The following is a 14,981-nucleotide window of genomic DNA, read 5'->3' as shown; positions in this document are numbered from 1 at the left end:
GCCGGGCGTTTTCGTTGCCGCGCTCGGATCAGGCGGGCTCCGCCGCCGTGATCTCGAACTCGAAGGCCAGCTCGTCGCCCTTCAGGTCGACATGCACCAGGCCGCCATGCTCGGCCAGCTCGCCGAACAGGATCTCCTCGGCCAACGGCCGCTTGATCTTGTCCTGGATAAGCCGCGCCATCGGTCGCGCACCCATCTGCACGTCGTAGCCCTTCTCCGCCAGCCAGCCGCGCGCCGCATCGCTGACCTCGAGCTGGACGCGCTTGTCCTCCAGCTGCGCCTGCAGCTCGGTGAGGAACTTGTCGACCACGCTCTTGATCGTCTCGGTGCTCAGGCGGCCGAACTGGATGATGGTATCCAGGCGGTTGCGGAACTCAGGGGTGAAGCTCTTCTTGATCACTTCCATCGCATCGGTGGTGTGATCCTGCTGGTTGAAGCCGATCGACGCGCGCGCCGCCACTTCCGCGCCGGCGTTGGTGGTCATGATCAGGATGATGTTGCGGAAGTCCGCCTTGCGCCCGTTGTTGTCGGTCAGGGTGCCGTGGTCCATCACCTGCAGCAGCAGGTTGAAGACCTCCGGGTGAGCCTTCTCGATCTCGTCGAGCAGCAACACGCAGTGCGGGGTCTTGGTGATTGCCTCGGTGAGCAGGCCGCCCTGGTCGAAGCCGACGTAGCCCGGAGGCGCACCGATCAGCCGCGACACGGTATGCCGCTCCATGTACTCGGACATGTCGAAGCGCACCAGTTCCACGCCCAAGGCCTTCGCCAACTGCCGCGCCACCTCGGTCTTGCCCACGCCGGTGGGACCGGCGAAGAGGAACGAGCCGACCGGCTTGTCCGGCGCCTTGAGCCCGGCCCGGGACAGCTTGATCGCCGTGGACAGCGACTCGATGGCGTCGTCCTGGCCGAACACGGTCAGCTTGAGGTCGCGTTCGAGGTTGCGCAGCAACTCCTTGTCGGAGGTGGTGACGTGTTTCGGCGGGATCCGCGCGATCTTCGCCACGATATCCTCGACCTGCGCCACCTCGATGCGCTTCACGCGCTTCTCTTCCGGCTGCAGGCGCTGGTAGGCGCCCGCCTCGTCGATGACGTCGATGGCCTTGTCCGGCATGTGCCGGTCGTTGATGTAGCGCGCCGCCAGCTCGGCCGCGGCGCGCAGCGCCTCGTCGCTGTACTCGATGTGGTGATGCTGCTCGAAGCGCCCCTTGAGGCCCTTGAGGATGCCATAGGTGTCTTCCACCGACGGCTCGGTCACGTCGACCTTCTGGAAGCGCCGCGCCAAGGCCCGGTCCTTCTCGAAGATGCCGCGGAACTCCTGGAAGGTGGTCGAGCCGATGCAGCGGATCTCGCCCGAGGACAGAACCGGCTTGAGCAGGTTGGAGGCGTCCATTACCCCGCCGGATGCCGCACCGGCGCCGATGATGGTATGGATCTCGTCGATGAACAGCACCGCGTGCGGGCGCTTGCGCAACTCGTTGAGCAAGGCCTTGAAGCGCTTCTCGAAGTCGCCGCGGTACTTGGTACCCGCGAGCAAGGCACCCAGGTCGAGGGAGTAGACCACGCTGTCGGCCAGCAGGTCCGGCACCTGGCCATCGACGATGCGTTTGGCCAGGCCCTCGGCGATGGCCGTCTTGCCGACCCCCGCCTCGCCTACCAGCAGCGGGTTGTTCTTGCGCCGGCGGGCAAGGATCTGCGCCACCCGCTCGACTTCATGCTCACGCCCCACCAGCGGGTCGATCCGCCCCTGGCGAGCCAGTTCGTTGAGGTTGCTGGCATAGGCGTCCAGCGGATGGTTGGACGTGGCCGACTCGCCACCTTCCTCATCCTGCATATCCTGCTCCCCATCCTGCGGATGTTCGGCATGCCCGGGCACCTTGGAGATACCATGGGCGATGTAGTTCACCACATCGATACGCGCGATGCTCTGCTGCTTGAGCAGGAACACCGCCTGGCTTTCCTGTTCGCTGAAGATCGCCACCAGGACATTGGCCCCGGTCACTTCGCGCTTGCCGGAACTCTGCACGTGGAACACCGCACGCTGCAGGACGCGCTGGAAGCCCAGCGTCGGCTGGGTTTCGCGCTCGTCGTCGTGCTGCGGGATCAGCGGCGTGGTGGAATCGATGAATTCCTGCAGGTCGCGCCGCAGCTTGTCCAGGTTGGCACCGCACGCACGCAATACCGTTGCCGCCGCCTCATTGTCCAGCAAGGCCAGCAGCAGGTGCTCAACCGTCATGAATTCATGGCGTTTGGCCCTCGCCTCCTTGAAGGCGAGATTGAGGGTGACTTCGAGCTCTCGATTCAACATGGCTTCACCTCGCTCCCAAACATCCGATCAACTGTCTTTCTCTATCTCGCAGAGCAATGGATGCTGGCTCTCCCGTGCATACTGATTGACCTGCATCGCCTTGGTTTCGGCCACGTCCCGGGTAAACAAGCCGCAGACCGCCTTACCCTGAGTATGTACCGTCAACATGATCTTGGTGGCTTTTTCCCGGTCCATGTTGAAGAACACTTCCAGCACTTCAACAACAAAGTCCATCGGCGTGTAATCGTCGTTGAACAGTACCACCTTATACAACGGTGGCGGCTGTAATACAGGCTTCGACTCCTGTACCGCGAGCCCCGCCCCTTCGTCCTCGTGCTCATGAGGCTCGGGATGATCCTGATTGAATGTTAGTCGAATCTGGCTAGGTGCATGCATGAGGAAAAAAAGCTTTGCCTTTCTGGAAAGTTATGGACCGACATGATGTTGATCCGTTTCTCAGGCGTATGGTTCAGCGCCTTGACTAACTGCAAAAGGGTGTTACAAACAATGGAATACCCCTACAGGGTATCAGGGGTTCCGCACCCGTCTCGACCCAGGTCGGACGCGGGATCGTAGTGGATGATACTCCAGCGTTGGAGTCCTTTGCAGAGGGATATGAGCATGCTCAGCGGTAAGGTCAAGTGGTTCAACAACGCCAAGGGCTACGGGTTCATCCTGGCCGAGGGCCGAGATGAGGACCTGTTCGCCCATTACTCGGCCATTCAGATGGACGGTTACAAGACACTCAAGGCGGGCCAGCCGGTCAATTTCGAGATCATCCAGGGACCGAAGGGACTGCATGCCATCAACATCAGCCCCGCCACCGCGACAACCGCCGCACCCTCCACCCCCGCCCCGCAGGAAGAGCCGCAGGCGACGCCCATCGAAGCCTGACCCCAGCGCGGATGCGGAAATGAAAAAGGCCGGTGCGAACCGGCCTTTTTCTCGTTCGGGCGCTAGCCCTTCCTACATCTTGGCAATCATCGCGTCGCCGAACTCCGAGCAGGACAGCAGGGTCGCGCCGTCCATCAGGCGTTCGAAGTCATAGGTCACGGTCTTGGCGGCGATCGCCCCGTTGGTGCCCTTGATGATCAGGTCGGCCGCCTCGGTCCAACCCATGTGGCGCAGCATCATCTCCGCGGAGAGGATCAGCGAACCCGGGTTGACCTTGTCCTGGCCGGCGTACTTCGGCGCGGTACCGTGGGTCGCCTCGAACATGGCCACCGAATCGGACAGGTTGGCGCCGGGCGCGATGCCGATGCCGCCGACCTCGGCCGCCAGGGCGTCGGAGAGATAGTCGCCGTTCAGGTTCAGGGTGGCGATCACGTCGTACTCGGCGGGGCGCAGCAGGATCTGCTGCAACATGGCGTCGGCGATCACGTCCTTGACCACGACGTTCTTGCCGGTCTTCGGATTCTTGAACTGCATCCACGGACCGCCGTCCAGCAGCTCGGCGCCGAATTCATCGCGCGCGACTTCGTAGCCCCAATCCTTGAAGGCACCCTCGGTGAACTTCATGATGTTGCCCTTGTGCACCAGGGTCACCGAACTGCGGTCGTTGTCGACGGCGTATTGCAGGGCCTTGCGCACCAGGCGCTTGGTGCCTTCCTGGGAAACCGGCTTGATGCCGATGCCGCAGTTCTCGGTGAAGCGGATCTTCTTGACGCCCATTTCCTCGGTGAGGAACTTGATGACCTTCTCCGCTTCCAGCGAACCGGCCTTCCACTCGACGCCGGCATAGATGTCCTCGGAGTTCTCGCGGAAGATCACCATGTCCACGTCGCCGGGCTTCTTCACCGGGCTGGGCACGCCTTCGAACCAGCGTACCGGGCGCTGGCAGACGTAGAGATCGAGTTGCTGGCGCAGGGCCACGTTCAGGGAGCGGATGCCGCCACCAACCGGGGTGGTCAGCGGGCCCTTGATGGAAACCACGTAGTCGCGTACGGCGTCCAGGGTTTCCTGGGGCAGCCAGGTGTCCTGGTCATACACCTGGGTGGCCTTCTCGCCGGCGTAGACTTCCATCCAGGCGATCTTGCGCTCGCCCTTGTATGCTTTTTCCACTGCAGCGTCGACAACCTTGATCATGACCGGGCTGATATCGACGCCGATGCCATCACCCTCGATGAACGGGATGATCGGGTTCTTCGGTACGCTCAAGGACATGTCGGCATTCACAGTGATTTTGTCACCGGTCGCCGGCACCTGGATCTTTTGGTATCCCATGCTGAACTCCGTGTTGTGGTTAAAACCCTGTTGCAGCCTTCTAGGGTAGCCCAGTTGTCCGCCCGGAAACCACATCTTCCTTAGTCTAAACAGGCGAGCGCATCAGCCCGGCGAGAGGGTGGTATACTGCGCGCCATGACTTCGCAGTCATCGAGGTCCGAGCAGTCTGGGACCAGACCCTCTCCCCTCGCAGCGTCGGGTTCGCCACCATGAACCCGCCGTACAACGCTCTACTGGCGCCCCTATATCCCGCGGCATATCTCGATTTCGATTCAACCCGATGTTGAGCGAAGGCATCGCGTCCACCAACGCGTATCGAGACTCTGTGCGCGCCCAGCAAAAAAGAGAGTTACCGTAGATGTCCATCCGCTCGAAGATCACCTACACCTTCACCGACGAAGCACCCGCGCTCGCCACCTACTCGCTCCTCCCCATCGTCAAGGCCTTTGCCGCTTCCGCCGGCATCGACGTCGAGACCAGCGACATCTCTCTTGCAGGACGCATCCTGGCCAACTTCGCCGACCGCCTCGAAGCCGACCAGCGTATCGAAGACGACCTCGCCCGCCTGGCGGTCCTGGCCACCTCGCCCGACGCCAATATCATCAAGCTGCCCAACATCAGCGCCTCGGTGCCCCAGCTGAAAGGCGCGATCGCCGAGCTGCAGGGCCTGGGCTACAAGGTTCCCGACTTCCCGGAAGACCCGCAGACCGACGAAGAGAAAGAGGTTCGCGCACGCTACGCGAAAATCCTCGGCAGCGCCGTGAACCCGGTCCTGCGCGAAGGCAATTCCGACCGTCGCGCGCCTGCCGCAGTGAAGGCCTACGCCCGCAAGCACCCGCACTCCATGGGCAAGTGGAGCATGGCCTCGCGCTCCCACGCCGACTACATGCGCGGCGGCGACTTCTTCTCCAGCGAACAGTCCATCACCATGGCCAAGGCCGGTGACGTGCGCATCGAATTCGTCGGCAAGGACGGCAAGGTCGAGGTCAAGAAGCAACTGAGCCTGCAGGAAGGCGAAGTGCTCGACAGCATGTTCATGAGCTGCGGCAAGCTGCGCGACTTCTTCGAGAAGACCCTGCAGGACTGCAAGGAAACCGGCGTCATGTGGTCCCTGCACGTCAAGGCGACCATGATGAAGATTTCCCACCCGATCGTCTTCGGACATGCGGTGAGCGTCTACTACAAGGACGTCTTCGACAAGTGGGGCCAACTCTTCGAAGAGCTCGGCGTGAACCCGAACAACGGTATCTCCAGCGTCTACGACAAGATCAAGTCGCTGCCCGCCTCCCAGCAGGAAGAGATCCTCCACGACATCCACGAGGTGTATAGCCACCGCCCGGAAATGGCGATGGTCGACTCCGTGAAAGGCATCACCAACCTGCACATTCCGAGCGACGTCATCGTCGACGCCTCGATGCCGGCGATGATCCGCAACTCCGGCCAGATGTGGGGCAAGGACGGCAAGCAGAAAGACACCAAGGCGGTAATGCCGGAAAGCACCTACGCCCGCATCTACCAGGAGATGATCAACTTCTGCAAGACCAACGGCGCCTTCGACCCGACCACCATGGGCAGCGTGCCGAACGTCGGCCTGATGGCGCAGAAGGCCGAGGAATACGGCTCCCACGACAAGACCTTCGAAATGACCGCCGACGGCACCATGCGCGTGGTCCTGGCCGACGGCAGCGTGCTGATGCAGCACGAGGTGGAGACCGGCGACATCTGGCGCGCCTGCCAGACCAAGGACGCACCGATCCGCGACTGGGTCAAGCTGGCCGTCACCCGCGCACGCCAGTCCGATACCCCGGCGATCTTCTGGCTGGACCCGGAGCGCGCCCACGACCGCGAACTGCGCAAGAAGGTCGAACTGTACCTCAAGGACCACGACCTGACCGGTCTCGACATCAGCATCATGGGCTACAACGAGGCCATTCGCGTCAGCATGGAACGCCTGATCCGCGGCAAGGACACCATCTCGGTGACCGGCAACGTCCTGCGCGACTACCTGACCGACCTGTTCCCGATCATGGAACTGGGCACCTCGGCCAAGATGCTCTCCATCGTTCCGCTGATGGCGGGCGGCGGCATGTACGAAACCGGCGCCGGCGGCTCGGCACCCAAGCACGTCCAGCAACTGGTGGAAGAGAACTACCTGCGCTGGGACTCCCTGGGCGAGTTCCTGGCCCTGGCCGTGTCCCTGGAGGAAACCGGGATCAAGACCGGCAACGCCAAGGCCAAGCTGCTCGGCAAGGCGCTGGACGAAGCCACCGGCAAGCTGCTGGACAACAACAAGTCGCCGTCGCGCAAGGTCGGCGACATCGACAACCGCGGCAGCCACTTCTACCTGGCGATGTACTGGGCCCAGGCCCTGGCCGCCCAGGACGAAGACGCCGAACTGAAAGCGCACTTCGCACCGCTGGCCAAGGCCCTGACCGAGCAGGAAGCGACCATCGTCGCCGAACTCAATGCGGTCCAGGGCAAGCCGGCCGAGATCGGCGGCTACTATCGCTCCAACCCGGAGCTGACCAGCAAGGTGATGCGCCCCAGCGCCACCTTCAACGCGGCGATCGACAGCCTGGCCTGATAGCGTCACGCTGACGAAGCAGAAACCCCGGGCCTACGCTCGGGGTTTCTTTTTATCGAGGCCTTTTCCGTACCGAGGAGACATCCATGAGCTGGCATCCCCATGTCACCGTAGCGACCATCGTCGAGGACCAGGGCCGCTTCCTGCTGGTCGAGGAACAGGCCGACGGCCGCGAGGTGCTGAACCAGCCCGCCGGGCACCTGGAGCCCGCCGAAAGCCTGCTCGAGGCCGCCCTGCGCGAAACCCTCGAGGAAACCGGCTGGGAGGTCGAGCTGAGCGCCGTCACCGGCATCTACCTGTACACCGCCCCGTCCAACGGTGTCACCTATCAGCGCGTATGCTTCGCCGCCCGCCCCGTGCGCCACCACCCCGAGCGCGCCCTCGACGACGGCATCATCGGCCCGCGCTGGCTGAGCCGCGACGAACTGGCCGCCCAGCCGCAGCGCTGGCGCAGCCACCTGGTGCTGCGCTGCATCGACGACTACCTGGCCGGCGGCCGCTATCCCCTGGCGCTGATCCGCGACACCCACGTGTCGCCCTCCCTGCCCCAGGCCTGATAGAATCCGCGTTTTACGAATTCGCCCGTGACGCCTGATCGCTATGTCTGAATCCGCCCCCACCCCACGCCGCGAGCGCGTGATCGTCGGCATGTCCGGCGGCGTCGACTCGTCCGTCTCCGCCCTGCTCCTGTTGCAGCAGGGCTATCAGGTCGAAGGCCTGTTCATGAAGAACTGGGACGAGGACGACGGCACCGAATACTGTACCGCCCGCGAGGACCTGGCCGACGCCCAGGCCGTCTGCGACCGGATCGGCATCAAGCTGCACACGGCGAACTTCGCCGCGGAATACTGGGATAACGTGTTCGAGCACTTCCTTGCCGAGTACAAGGCCGGCCGTACGCCGAACCCGGACATCCTCTGCAACCGCGAAATCAAGTTCAAGGCGTTCCTCGACTACGCGCTGATGCTCGGCGCGGACCTGATCGCCACCGGCCACTATGTGCGGCGCCGCGACCGCGACGGGCGCACCGAGCTGCTCAAGGGCCTGGACCCGAACAAGGACCAGAGCTACTTCCTGCACGCGGTGGGCGGCGAGCAGATCGCCCGCAGCCTGTTCCCCGTCGGCGAACTGGAGAAGCCGGAAGTCCGCGCCATCGCCGAGAAGCATGGCCTCGCCACGGCGAAGAAGAAGGACTCCACAGGCATCTGCTTCATTGGCGAGCGACGCTTCACCGATTTCCTCAAGCAGTACCTGCCGGCCCAGCCGGGCGACATCGAGACCATCGAAGGCAAGGTCATCGGTCGCCACAGCGGCCTGATGTACCACACCATCGGCCAGCGCCAGGGCCTCGGCATCGGCGGTCTCAAGGAAGCCGGCGACGATCCCTGGTACGTGCTCGGCAAGGACCTGCAACGCAACGTGCTGCTGGTCGGCCAGGGCAACGACCACCCGCTGCTGTTCTCCCGCGCCCTGCTGGCCTCGCGAATCTACTGGGTCAACCCGGTCGAACTGGAGCGGCCGCGCCGCCTGCGGGCCAAGGTGCGCTACCGCCAGAGCGACCAGGACTGCGTCCTGGAGAAAACCGCCGAAGGCTACCGCGCGGTGTTCGACGAACCGCAGCGCGCAGTGACCCCGGGGCAATCGGTGGTGTTCTACGACGGCGACGTCTGCCTCGGCGGCGGCGTGATCGAAACGGCGGAAGCCTGGGATTTCGGAGGACGCCCGTGAGCGATCCGCGACAGCAACTGATTGCCCTCGGCGCCGTCTTCGAATCCGCAGCCCTGGTCGACAAGCTGGCACGCACCGGACAGATCAGCGAAGCCCCGCTGGGCTGCATGCTCGGCAGCCTGCTGGCGCGCAACCCGGCCAGCACCCTGGACGTCTACGGTGGCGACAGCCTCAACCTGCGCGACGGCTTCAAGGCCCTGGCCAGCGCCCTGGAGCGCAAGCCCGGCAGCCTGCAGCGCGAACCGCTGCGCTACGCCCTGGCGATGCTGACCCTGGAACGGCAACTGGACAAGCGCGGCGATATGCTCGACCTGATCGGCCAGCGCCTCGACCAGGTCGAACAGCAGGTCCAGCACTTCGGGCTGGTCCACGAGAACGTCATCGCCTCGTTCGCCAGCATCTACCAGGACACCCTCAGCACCTTCCGCCAGCGCATCCAGGTACACGGCGACATGCGCCACCTGCAGGTCAGCAGCAACGCCGCGCGGATCCGCGCCCTGCTGCTCGCCGGCATCCGCTCGGCGCGGCTCTGGCGGCAACTGGGCGGCAGCCGCTGGCAGATGGTATTCAGCCGGCGCCGGCTGCTCAACGAACTCTATCCCCTGCTGCGCGGCTAGCCATGGCCATGGCCGGGAGCCAGCCGCAACGGCGCAACAGCCCGACCCAGGGCGCCGCCATGCTGGCTCTTTCGGCGCTGTTCTTCGCCCTGATGGGCGGCCTGATCCGCGAGGCCTCCAGCACCGTCAACAACGAAACCGTGGTGTTCTTCCGCAACCTCGTCGGCGTGCTGTTCTTCCTGCCCCTGGCGCTGACTCGCGGCATCGGCCCGCTGCGCACCCGCCGCCCGCTATCGCACCTGCTGCGCACCACCTACGGCCTGGGCGGCATGTACTGCTACTTCTACGCCCTCGCCCACCTGCCGCTGACCGACGCCATGCTGTTCAGCTATGCCGCGCCGGTGTTCACGCCGCTGATCGCACACCTGTGGATCAAGGAGCCGCTGACCCGCCGCATGATGGTCGCCACCCTGGTCGGCTTCCTCGGCGTGCTGCTGGTGGCCAGGCCCAGCGGCGCGGTAGTGGCGCCGATCGCCCTGGTCGGCATCGCCTCCAGCCTGATGGCTGCCTGCGCCTTCGTCTCGATCCGCGAAATGAGCGACAGCGAGCCAGCCTATCGCATCGTGTTCTACTTCGCCCTGTTCGGCACCCTGTTCTCCGCCGTGCCGCTGGCCTGGGCCTGGCAGCCGCTGAACGGCCAGGAACTGCTCCTGCTGCTCGGCGCCGGACTGTTCGCCAGCCTCGGCCAACTGACCATGTCGCAGGCCTATGCCCTGGCCTCCCCGGGAGTGATCGGACCGATCGCCTACATGGCCATCGTTTTCGCCGGGGTGATCGCCTGGCTGCGCTGGGACGAACTGCCCAGCCACACGTCGCTGCTCGGCGCCGCCCTGATCTTCGCCGCCAGCCTGATCCCCCTGCTGGGCAACCGCCCCGCCGAAAGGCCCCGCTGAATGCCCCACCGGGGCGCACCTTTCATGTATGATATGCGCCCCTTTTTCGTTGACTTCCAGCCACGAGAACGTCTCATGCAGCTTTCCTCGCTCACCGCGGTATCCCCCGTCGATGGCCGCTATGCCGGCAAAACCAGCAGCCTGCGTCCGATCTTCAGCGAATACGGCCTGATCCGTTTCCGCGTCATGGTGGAAGTCCGCTGGCTGCAGCGCCTCGCCGCCCACGTCGGGATTCCCGAGGTCGCGCCGTTCTCCGCCGAAGCCAACGCCCTGCTCGACAGCCTGGCCAGCGACTTCCAGCTGGAACACGCCGAACGCATCAAGGAAATCGAGCGCACCACCAACCACGACGTGAAAGCCGTGGAGTACCTGCTCAAGGAACAGGCCGCCAAGCTTCCGGAGCTGGCCGCGGTCAGCGAGTTCATCCACTTCGCCTGCACCTCCGAGGACATCAACAACCTGTCCCACGCCCTGATGCTCCGCGAGGGTCGCGACAGCGTGCTGCTGCCGCTGATGCGCCAGATCGCCGAGGCCATCCGCGAACTGGCGGTGAAACTCGCCGACGTGCCGATGCTCTCCCGCACCCACGGCCAGCCTGCCTCGCCGACCACCCTGGGCAAGGAACTGGCCAACGTCGTCTACCGCCTGGAGCGGCAGATCAAGCAGGTCGCCGGCATCGAGTTGCTGGGCAAGATCAACGGTGCCGTGGGCAACTACAACGCCCACCTGTCCGCCTATCCCGAAGTCGACTGGGAAGCCAACGCGCGCCAGTTCATCGAAGGCGACCTCGGCCTGACCTTCAACCCCTACACCACCCAGATCGAGCCGCACGACTACATCGCCGAGCTGTTCGATGCGATCGCACGCTTCAACACCATCCTCATCGACTTCGACCGCGACGTCTGGGGCTACATCTCCCTCGGCTATTTCAAGCAGAAGACCGTGGCCGGCGAGATCGGCTCCTCGACCATGCCGCACAAGGTCAACCCGATCGACTTCGAGAACTCCGAGGGCAACCTCGGCATCGCCAACGCGCTGTTCCAGCACCTGGCCAGCAAGCTGCCGATCTCGCGCTGGCAGCGCGACCTGACCGACTCCACCGTGCTGCGCAACCTCGGCGTCGGCATCGCCCACAGCGTCATCGCCTACGAGGCCAGCCTGAAGGGCATCGGCAAGCTGGAGCTGAACGCCCAGCGCATCGCCGAGGACCTGGACGCCTGCTGGGAAGTCCTCGCCGAGCCGGTGCAGACCGTGATGCGTCGCTATGGCGTGGAAAACCCCTACGAGAAGCTGAAGGAACTGACCCGCGGCAAAGGCATCAGCGCCGAAGCCTTGCAGACTTTCATCGAAGAGCTGGCGATTCCCGCCGAGGCCAAGGTCGAGCTGAAGAAGCTGACCCCGGCCGGCTACGTCGGCAATGCCGCCGCCCAGGCCAAGCGCATCTGAGCACGCAACCCTTTTGCACGCCCGGCTGCGCCGGGCGTTTTTGTTTCAAGGACTTAACCATGAATGCTGATACTCCCCTGCAACTTCTGGGCGGACTGACCGCTGCCGAATTCCTCCGCGACTACTGGCAGCGCAAACCGCTGCTGGTCCGCCAGGCGATCCCGGACTTCGAAAGCCCGCTGTCCGCCGACGAGCTGGCCGGGCTGTCGCTGGAGGAGTCGGTGGAATCGCGCATCGTCCTCGAACACGGGAAAACCCCGTGGGAAATGCGCCGTGGCCCGTTCCAGGAGGAGGACTACCAGCACCTGCCGGAACAGGACTGGACCCTGCTGGTCCAGGCGGTCGACCAGTTCGTCCCGGAAGTCGCCCAACTGCTGGAGCAATTCCGCTTCCTGCCCAGCTGGCGGATCGACGACGTAATGATCAGCTACGCCGCTCCCGGCGGCGGCGTCGGTCCGCACTTCGACAACTACGACGTATTCCTGCTTCAGGGCCACGGACGCCGGCGCTGGAAAGTCGGACAGATGTGCAGCAGCGACAGCCCGCTGCGCGAGCACGCCGACCTGCGCATCCTCGCCGACTTCGAACAGAGCGACGAGTGGGTCCTGGAGCCCGGCGACATGCTCTACCTGCCCCCGCGCCTCGCCCACTACGGCATTGCCGAAGACGAGTGCATGACCTACTCGATCGGCTTCCGCGCGCCCAGCGCCGCCGAAGTGCTGACCCATTTCACCGACTTCCTCGGCCAGTTCCTCTCCGACGAGGAGCGCTACACCGATGCCGGCCTGCAACCGGTAGGCGACGATCCGCACCAGATCCAGCGCGACGCTCTGGAGCGCCTGCAGGGCCTGATCCAGGAGCACATGAGCGACGAGCGCCTGCTGCTGACTTGGTTCGGCCAGTTCATGACCGAGCCGCGCTATCCCGAACTGGTTGCCGGCGAGGAGATCCCCGAGGAGGAGCTGTTCGGCGCCCTCGAGGATGGCGCGCTGCTGGTGCGCAACCCCAGCGCCCGCCTGGCCTGGAGCGAGATCGACATCGGCCTGGTGCTGTTCGCCAGCGGCCAGAGCGTACTCCTGCCCGGGCAGCTCAAGGAACTGCTGAAGCTGGTCTGCTCGGCCGATGCGTTGCATCTGGAAAACCTCGGCCAATGGCTGGCCGATGACGATGCGCGTAAGCTGTTGGCGGAGTTGGTCAAACAGGGCAGTTTGGAGTTTGCAGATGAATAAGATCCGCGTACGCGTAGCCGACTGGCAGAAGGACAATGCCGAGCTGCGCCGCATCCGCGAAGCGGTCTTCATTGCCGAACAGTCGGTTCCGCCGGAACTGGAGTGGGACGCCGAAGACGACGAAGCCGTGCATTTTCTCGCCTATGAAGGCGAATACGCGATCGGCACCGCGCGCCTGCTGGGCGACGGGCACATCGGCAGGGTCTCGGTACTCAAGGACTGGCGCGGCCTGAAGGTAGGCGACGCGCTGATGCGCGCGGCCATCGAGGAAGCCGAGCGACGCGGCCTGAAGCGCCAACTGCTGACCGCGCAGGTCTACGCCATTCCCTTCTACGAGCGACTGGGCTTCAAGGTCGATAGCGGCGAATTCCTCGATGCCGGCCTGCCCCATGTCGACATGGTTCGCGACAGCGACTGAGGCCCGATGAGCGACACCCCGGAGACCTCGCCGGCTGACCTGCCGGCCATCGAATTCAGCTCTCCGGGGCGCTTTGCGGTACGCAACCCGGCAAGCGCCGCACCACCCGCGGAACGCTGGGAACCAGCGCCATTCCGCCTCGGCGAACATGAGCCGCTGGAGCGCTTCGAGCATCCGCAGGAAGCCCGCGCCCATGCCCTGGCCCTCCTGCAGCAGGCCCGCCGCTCGCTCTGCCTGCACAGTCCCGACCTGGAAAGCTGGCTCTATCACCACAGCAGCATCCAGGAAGCCTGCACCCGTTTCCTCCTGGCCAATCCACGCAATCGCCTGCGTATCCTCGTTGGCGACAGCGCCCAGGCCGTGCGCAACGGCCACCGCCTGATCAGCCTTTCGCGCCGCCTGTCGAGCAACTGCCTGATCCGCCGGCTCAACCCGGACTACCCTAAAGAGGACGACGCCTTCCTCCTGGCCGACGACCAGGGCCTGCTACTGCGCCCGAAACCGGCGCAACCGGCGGGCTACGCCTGCTACCGTGCCGCCGGGCGGGTGCGTCAACTCCAGGCCCGCTTCGAGCAGGCCTGGGACACCAGTCTTTCCGACCCGGACCTGCGGAGCTTCCTCCTGTGACCCTGTTGCGCACCACCCTGCTCTCCTCGCTGTTGGCGACAGTCGTTCTCGGCGCCTCGGCCGCCCCGCGCACCGAAGTGATCCCGCTCAACTACCGCACCGCCGACGACGTGATGGCGGTGGCCCAGTCGGTCATCGGCAGCGAAGGCAAGGTCACCGCCTATGGCAACCAGTTGATCGTCAATGCCGAGCCGGCGAAGATCCGCGAGTTGCAATCGGTCCTGCAGCAGATCGACTCGCGCCCGCATCGCCTGCTGATCACCGTGGATACCAGCGAGAACCTGCAACAGGACAGCCGCGGCTATTCGGTGGATGGTTCGGCCAGCGCCGGCAACATCGAGATCCAGAGCGGCCGCGGCGAGGTCAACGGCAAGGATCGAGTCCGCATCATCCGTCGCTCCACCGACAGCCGTTCCGGCGGCAGCCAGCAGGTCCAGGCCACCGAGGGCTACCCGGCGCTGATCCAGGTCGGCCAGAGCGTCCCCATCACCAGCACCGCCACCGGTCCCTACGGGCAGATCTACAGCCAGACCGAATACCGCAACGTCAACCGCGGCTTCTACGTCACCGCGACGCTGACCGGCAACCTGGTGCACGTCACCATCAGTTCCAGCAATGACCGCCTCAGCCAGAGCCATCCCGGCGTCATCGATACCCAGAGCACCGACACCCGGGTCAGCGGCAAGCTCGGCGAGTGGATCACCCTGGGCGGCGTCAGCGAACAGAACCAGGCCGACCAGCACGGCTTCGTGCGTCGCTACTCGACCCAGGGACGCGACGACACCAGCCTGCGCCTGAAAGTCGAAACCCTCGACTGACCGACGGCGCTCTTTCCAGCGCGAATTGCCTCCCGCTCCGGCAAAGCCGCGGGGCGCGGGCTTTTGCGGGCATTTTCGATGCAAACGGAAACA

General features: G+C 64.6%; 14 protein-coding genes. 11 read left to right on the top strand and 3 right to left on the bottom strand.

Annotated elements, in window-relative coordinates:
- Positions 1-28 precede the first annotated feature (28 nt).
- On the bottom strand, positions 29-2,305 hold the full coding sequence (gene clpA, locus AT700_RS11880; RefSeq protein ID WP_003090432.1) for an ATP-dependent Clp protease ATP-binding subunit ClpA: 2,277 nt from the start codon (positions 2,303-2,305) through the stop codon (positions 29-31).
- 27 nt (positions 2,306-2,332) lie between these two features.
- Entirely contained in the window at positions 2,333-2,701 is a 369-nt protein-coding gene (gene clpS, locus AT700_RS11875; protein ID WP_003097649.1) for an ATP-dependent Clp protease adapter ClpS, read from the bottom strand.
- A 225-nt stretch (positions 2,702-2,926) separates the two neighbouring features.
- Between clpS and cspD the strand changes: the two genes are divergently transcribed.
- Entirely contained in the window at positions 2,927-3,199 is a 273-nt protein-coding gene (cspD, locus tag AT700_RS11870; protein WP_023086115.1) for a cold shock domain-containing protein CspD, read from the top strand.
- Between the two features lie 72 nt (positions 3,200-3,271).
- Here cspD and icd read toward each other — a convergent pair whose 3' ends face one another.
- Entirely contained in the window at positions 3,272-4,528 is a 1,257-nt protein-coding gene (gene icd, locus AT700_RS11865; RefSeq protein ID WP_048521070.1) for an NADP-dependent isocitrate dehydrogenase, read from the bottom strand.
- A 358-nt stretch (positions 4,529-4,886) separates the two neighbouring features.
- Here icd and AT700_RS11860 point away from each other — a divergent pair, with 358 nt between their 5' ends.
- The 10 genes from AT700_RS11860 (at position 4,887) to AT700_RS11815 (ending at position 14,888) form a co-directional block, all read left to right on the top strand.
- Complete coding sequence (locus tag AT700_RS11860) at positions 4,887-7,112, top strand: NADP-dependent isocitrate dehydrogenase (RefSeq protein ID WP_003122606.1); 2,226 nt, start codon at positions 4,887-4,889, stop codon at positions 7,110-7,112.
- An 86-nt stretch (positions 7,113-7,198) separates the two neighbouring features.
- Positions 7,199-7,669: an NUDIX hydrolase gene (locus AT700_RS11855; protein ID WP_003090438.1), complete on the top strand. Its 471-nt coding sequence runs from the start codon at positions 7,199-7,201 to the stop codon at positions 7,667-7,669.
- Positions 7,670-7,712: 43 nt separating this feature from the next.
- Entirely contained in the window at positions 7,713-8,840 is a 1,128-nt protein-coding gene (gene mnmA / locus AT700_RS11850) for a tRNA 2-thiouridine(34) synthase MnmA (protein ID WP_003119971.1), read from the top strand.
- Positions 8,837-9,457 carry a high frequency lysogenization protein HflD gene (gene hflD, locus AT700_RS11845; protein WP_003090440.1) on the top strand — a complete coding sequence of 207 codons (621 nt, stop codon included), beginning with the start codon at positions 8,837-8,839 and terminating at the stop codon, positions 9,455-9,457. Before mnmA ends, hflD begins: the two co-directional genes overlap by 4 nt.
- 2 nt (positions 9,458-9,459) lie before the next feature.
- The gene (locus tag AT700_RS11840) at positions 9,460-10,350 is read left to right on the top strand and encodes a DMT family transporter (RefSeq protein ID WP_003097658.1); all 891 of its coding nucleotides are present in this window, start codon (positions 9,460-9,462) and stop codon (positions 10,348-10,350) included.
- Between the two features lie 75 nt (positions 10,351-10,425).
- Positions 10,426-11,796 (top strand): adenylosuccinate lyase, encoded by a 1,371-nt coding sequence (gene purB, locus AT700_RS11835; protein WP_003451786.1) that lies wholly within the window; start codon positions 10,426-10,428, stop codon positions 11,794-11,796.
- Between the two features lie 59 nt (positions 11,797-11,855).
- On the top strand, positions 11,856-13,025 hold the full coding sequence (locus tag AT700_RS11830; RefSeq protein ID WP_003097663.1) for a cupin domain-containing protein: 1,170 nt from the start codon (positions 11,856-11,858) through the stop codon (positions 13,023-13,025).
- Positions 13,018-13,443 carry a GNAT family N-acetyltransferase gene (locus AT700_RS11825; protein WP_003090444.1) on the top strand — a complete coding sequence of 142 codons (426 nt, stop codon included), beginning with the start codon at positions 13,018-13,020 and terminating at the stop codon, positions 13,441-13,443. The genes AT700_RS11830 and AT700_RS11825 overlap by 8 nt, the downstream gene beginning before the upstream one ends.
- A gap of 6 nt (positions 13,444-13,449) precedes the next feature.
- Complete coding sequence (locus AT700_RS11820; protein ID WP_003113372.1) at positions 13,450-14,070, top strand: hypothetical protein; 621 nt, start codon at positions 13,450-13,452, stop codon at positions 14,068-14,070.
- Positions 14,067-14,888, top strand: a complete 822-nt coding sequence (locus AT700_RS11815; RefSeq protein WP_003108752.1) for a secretin N-terminal domain-containing protein — start codon at positions 14,067-14,069, stop codon at positions 14,886-14,888. Before AT700_RS11820 ends, AT700_RS11815 begins: the two co-directional genes overlap by 4 nt.
- Positions 14,889-14,981: the final 93 nt, after the last annotated feature.

It is taken from the genome of Pseudomonas aeruginosa, assembly GCF_001457615.1.
GTDB lineage: Bacteria > Pseudomonadota > Gammaproteobacteria > Pseudomonadales > Pseudomonadaceae > Pseudomonas > Pseudomonas aeruginosa.
The sequence above is the reverse complement of the archived record's forward strand: the minus strand, read 5'-3'. Positions and strand labels throughout refer to the sequence as shown.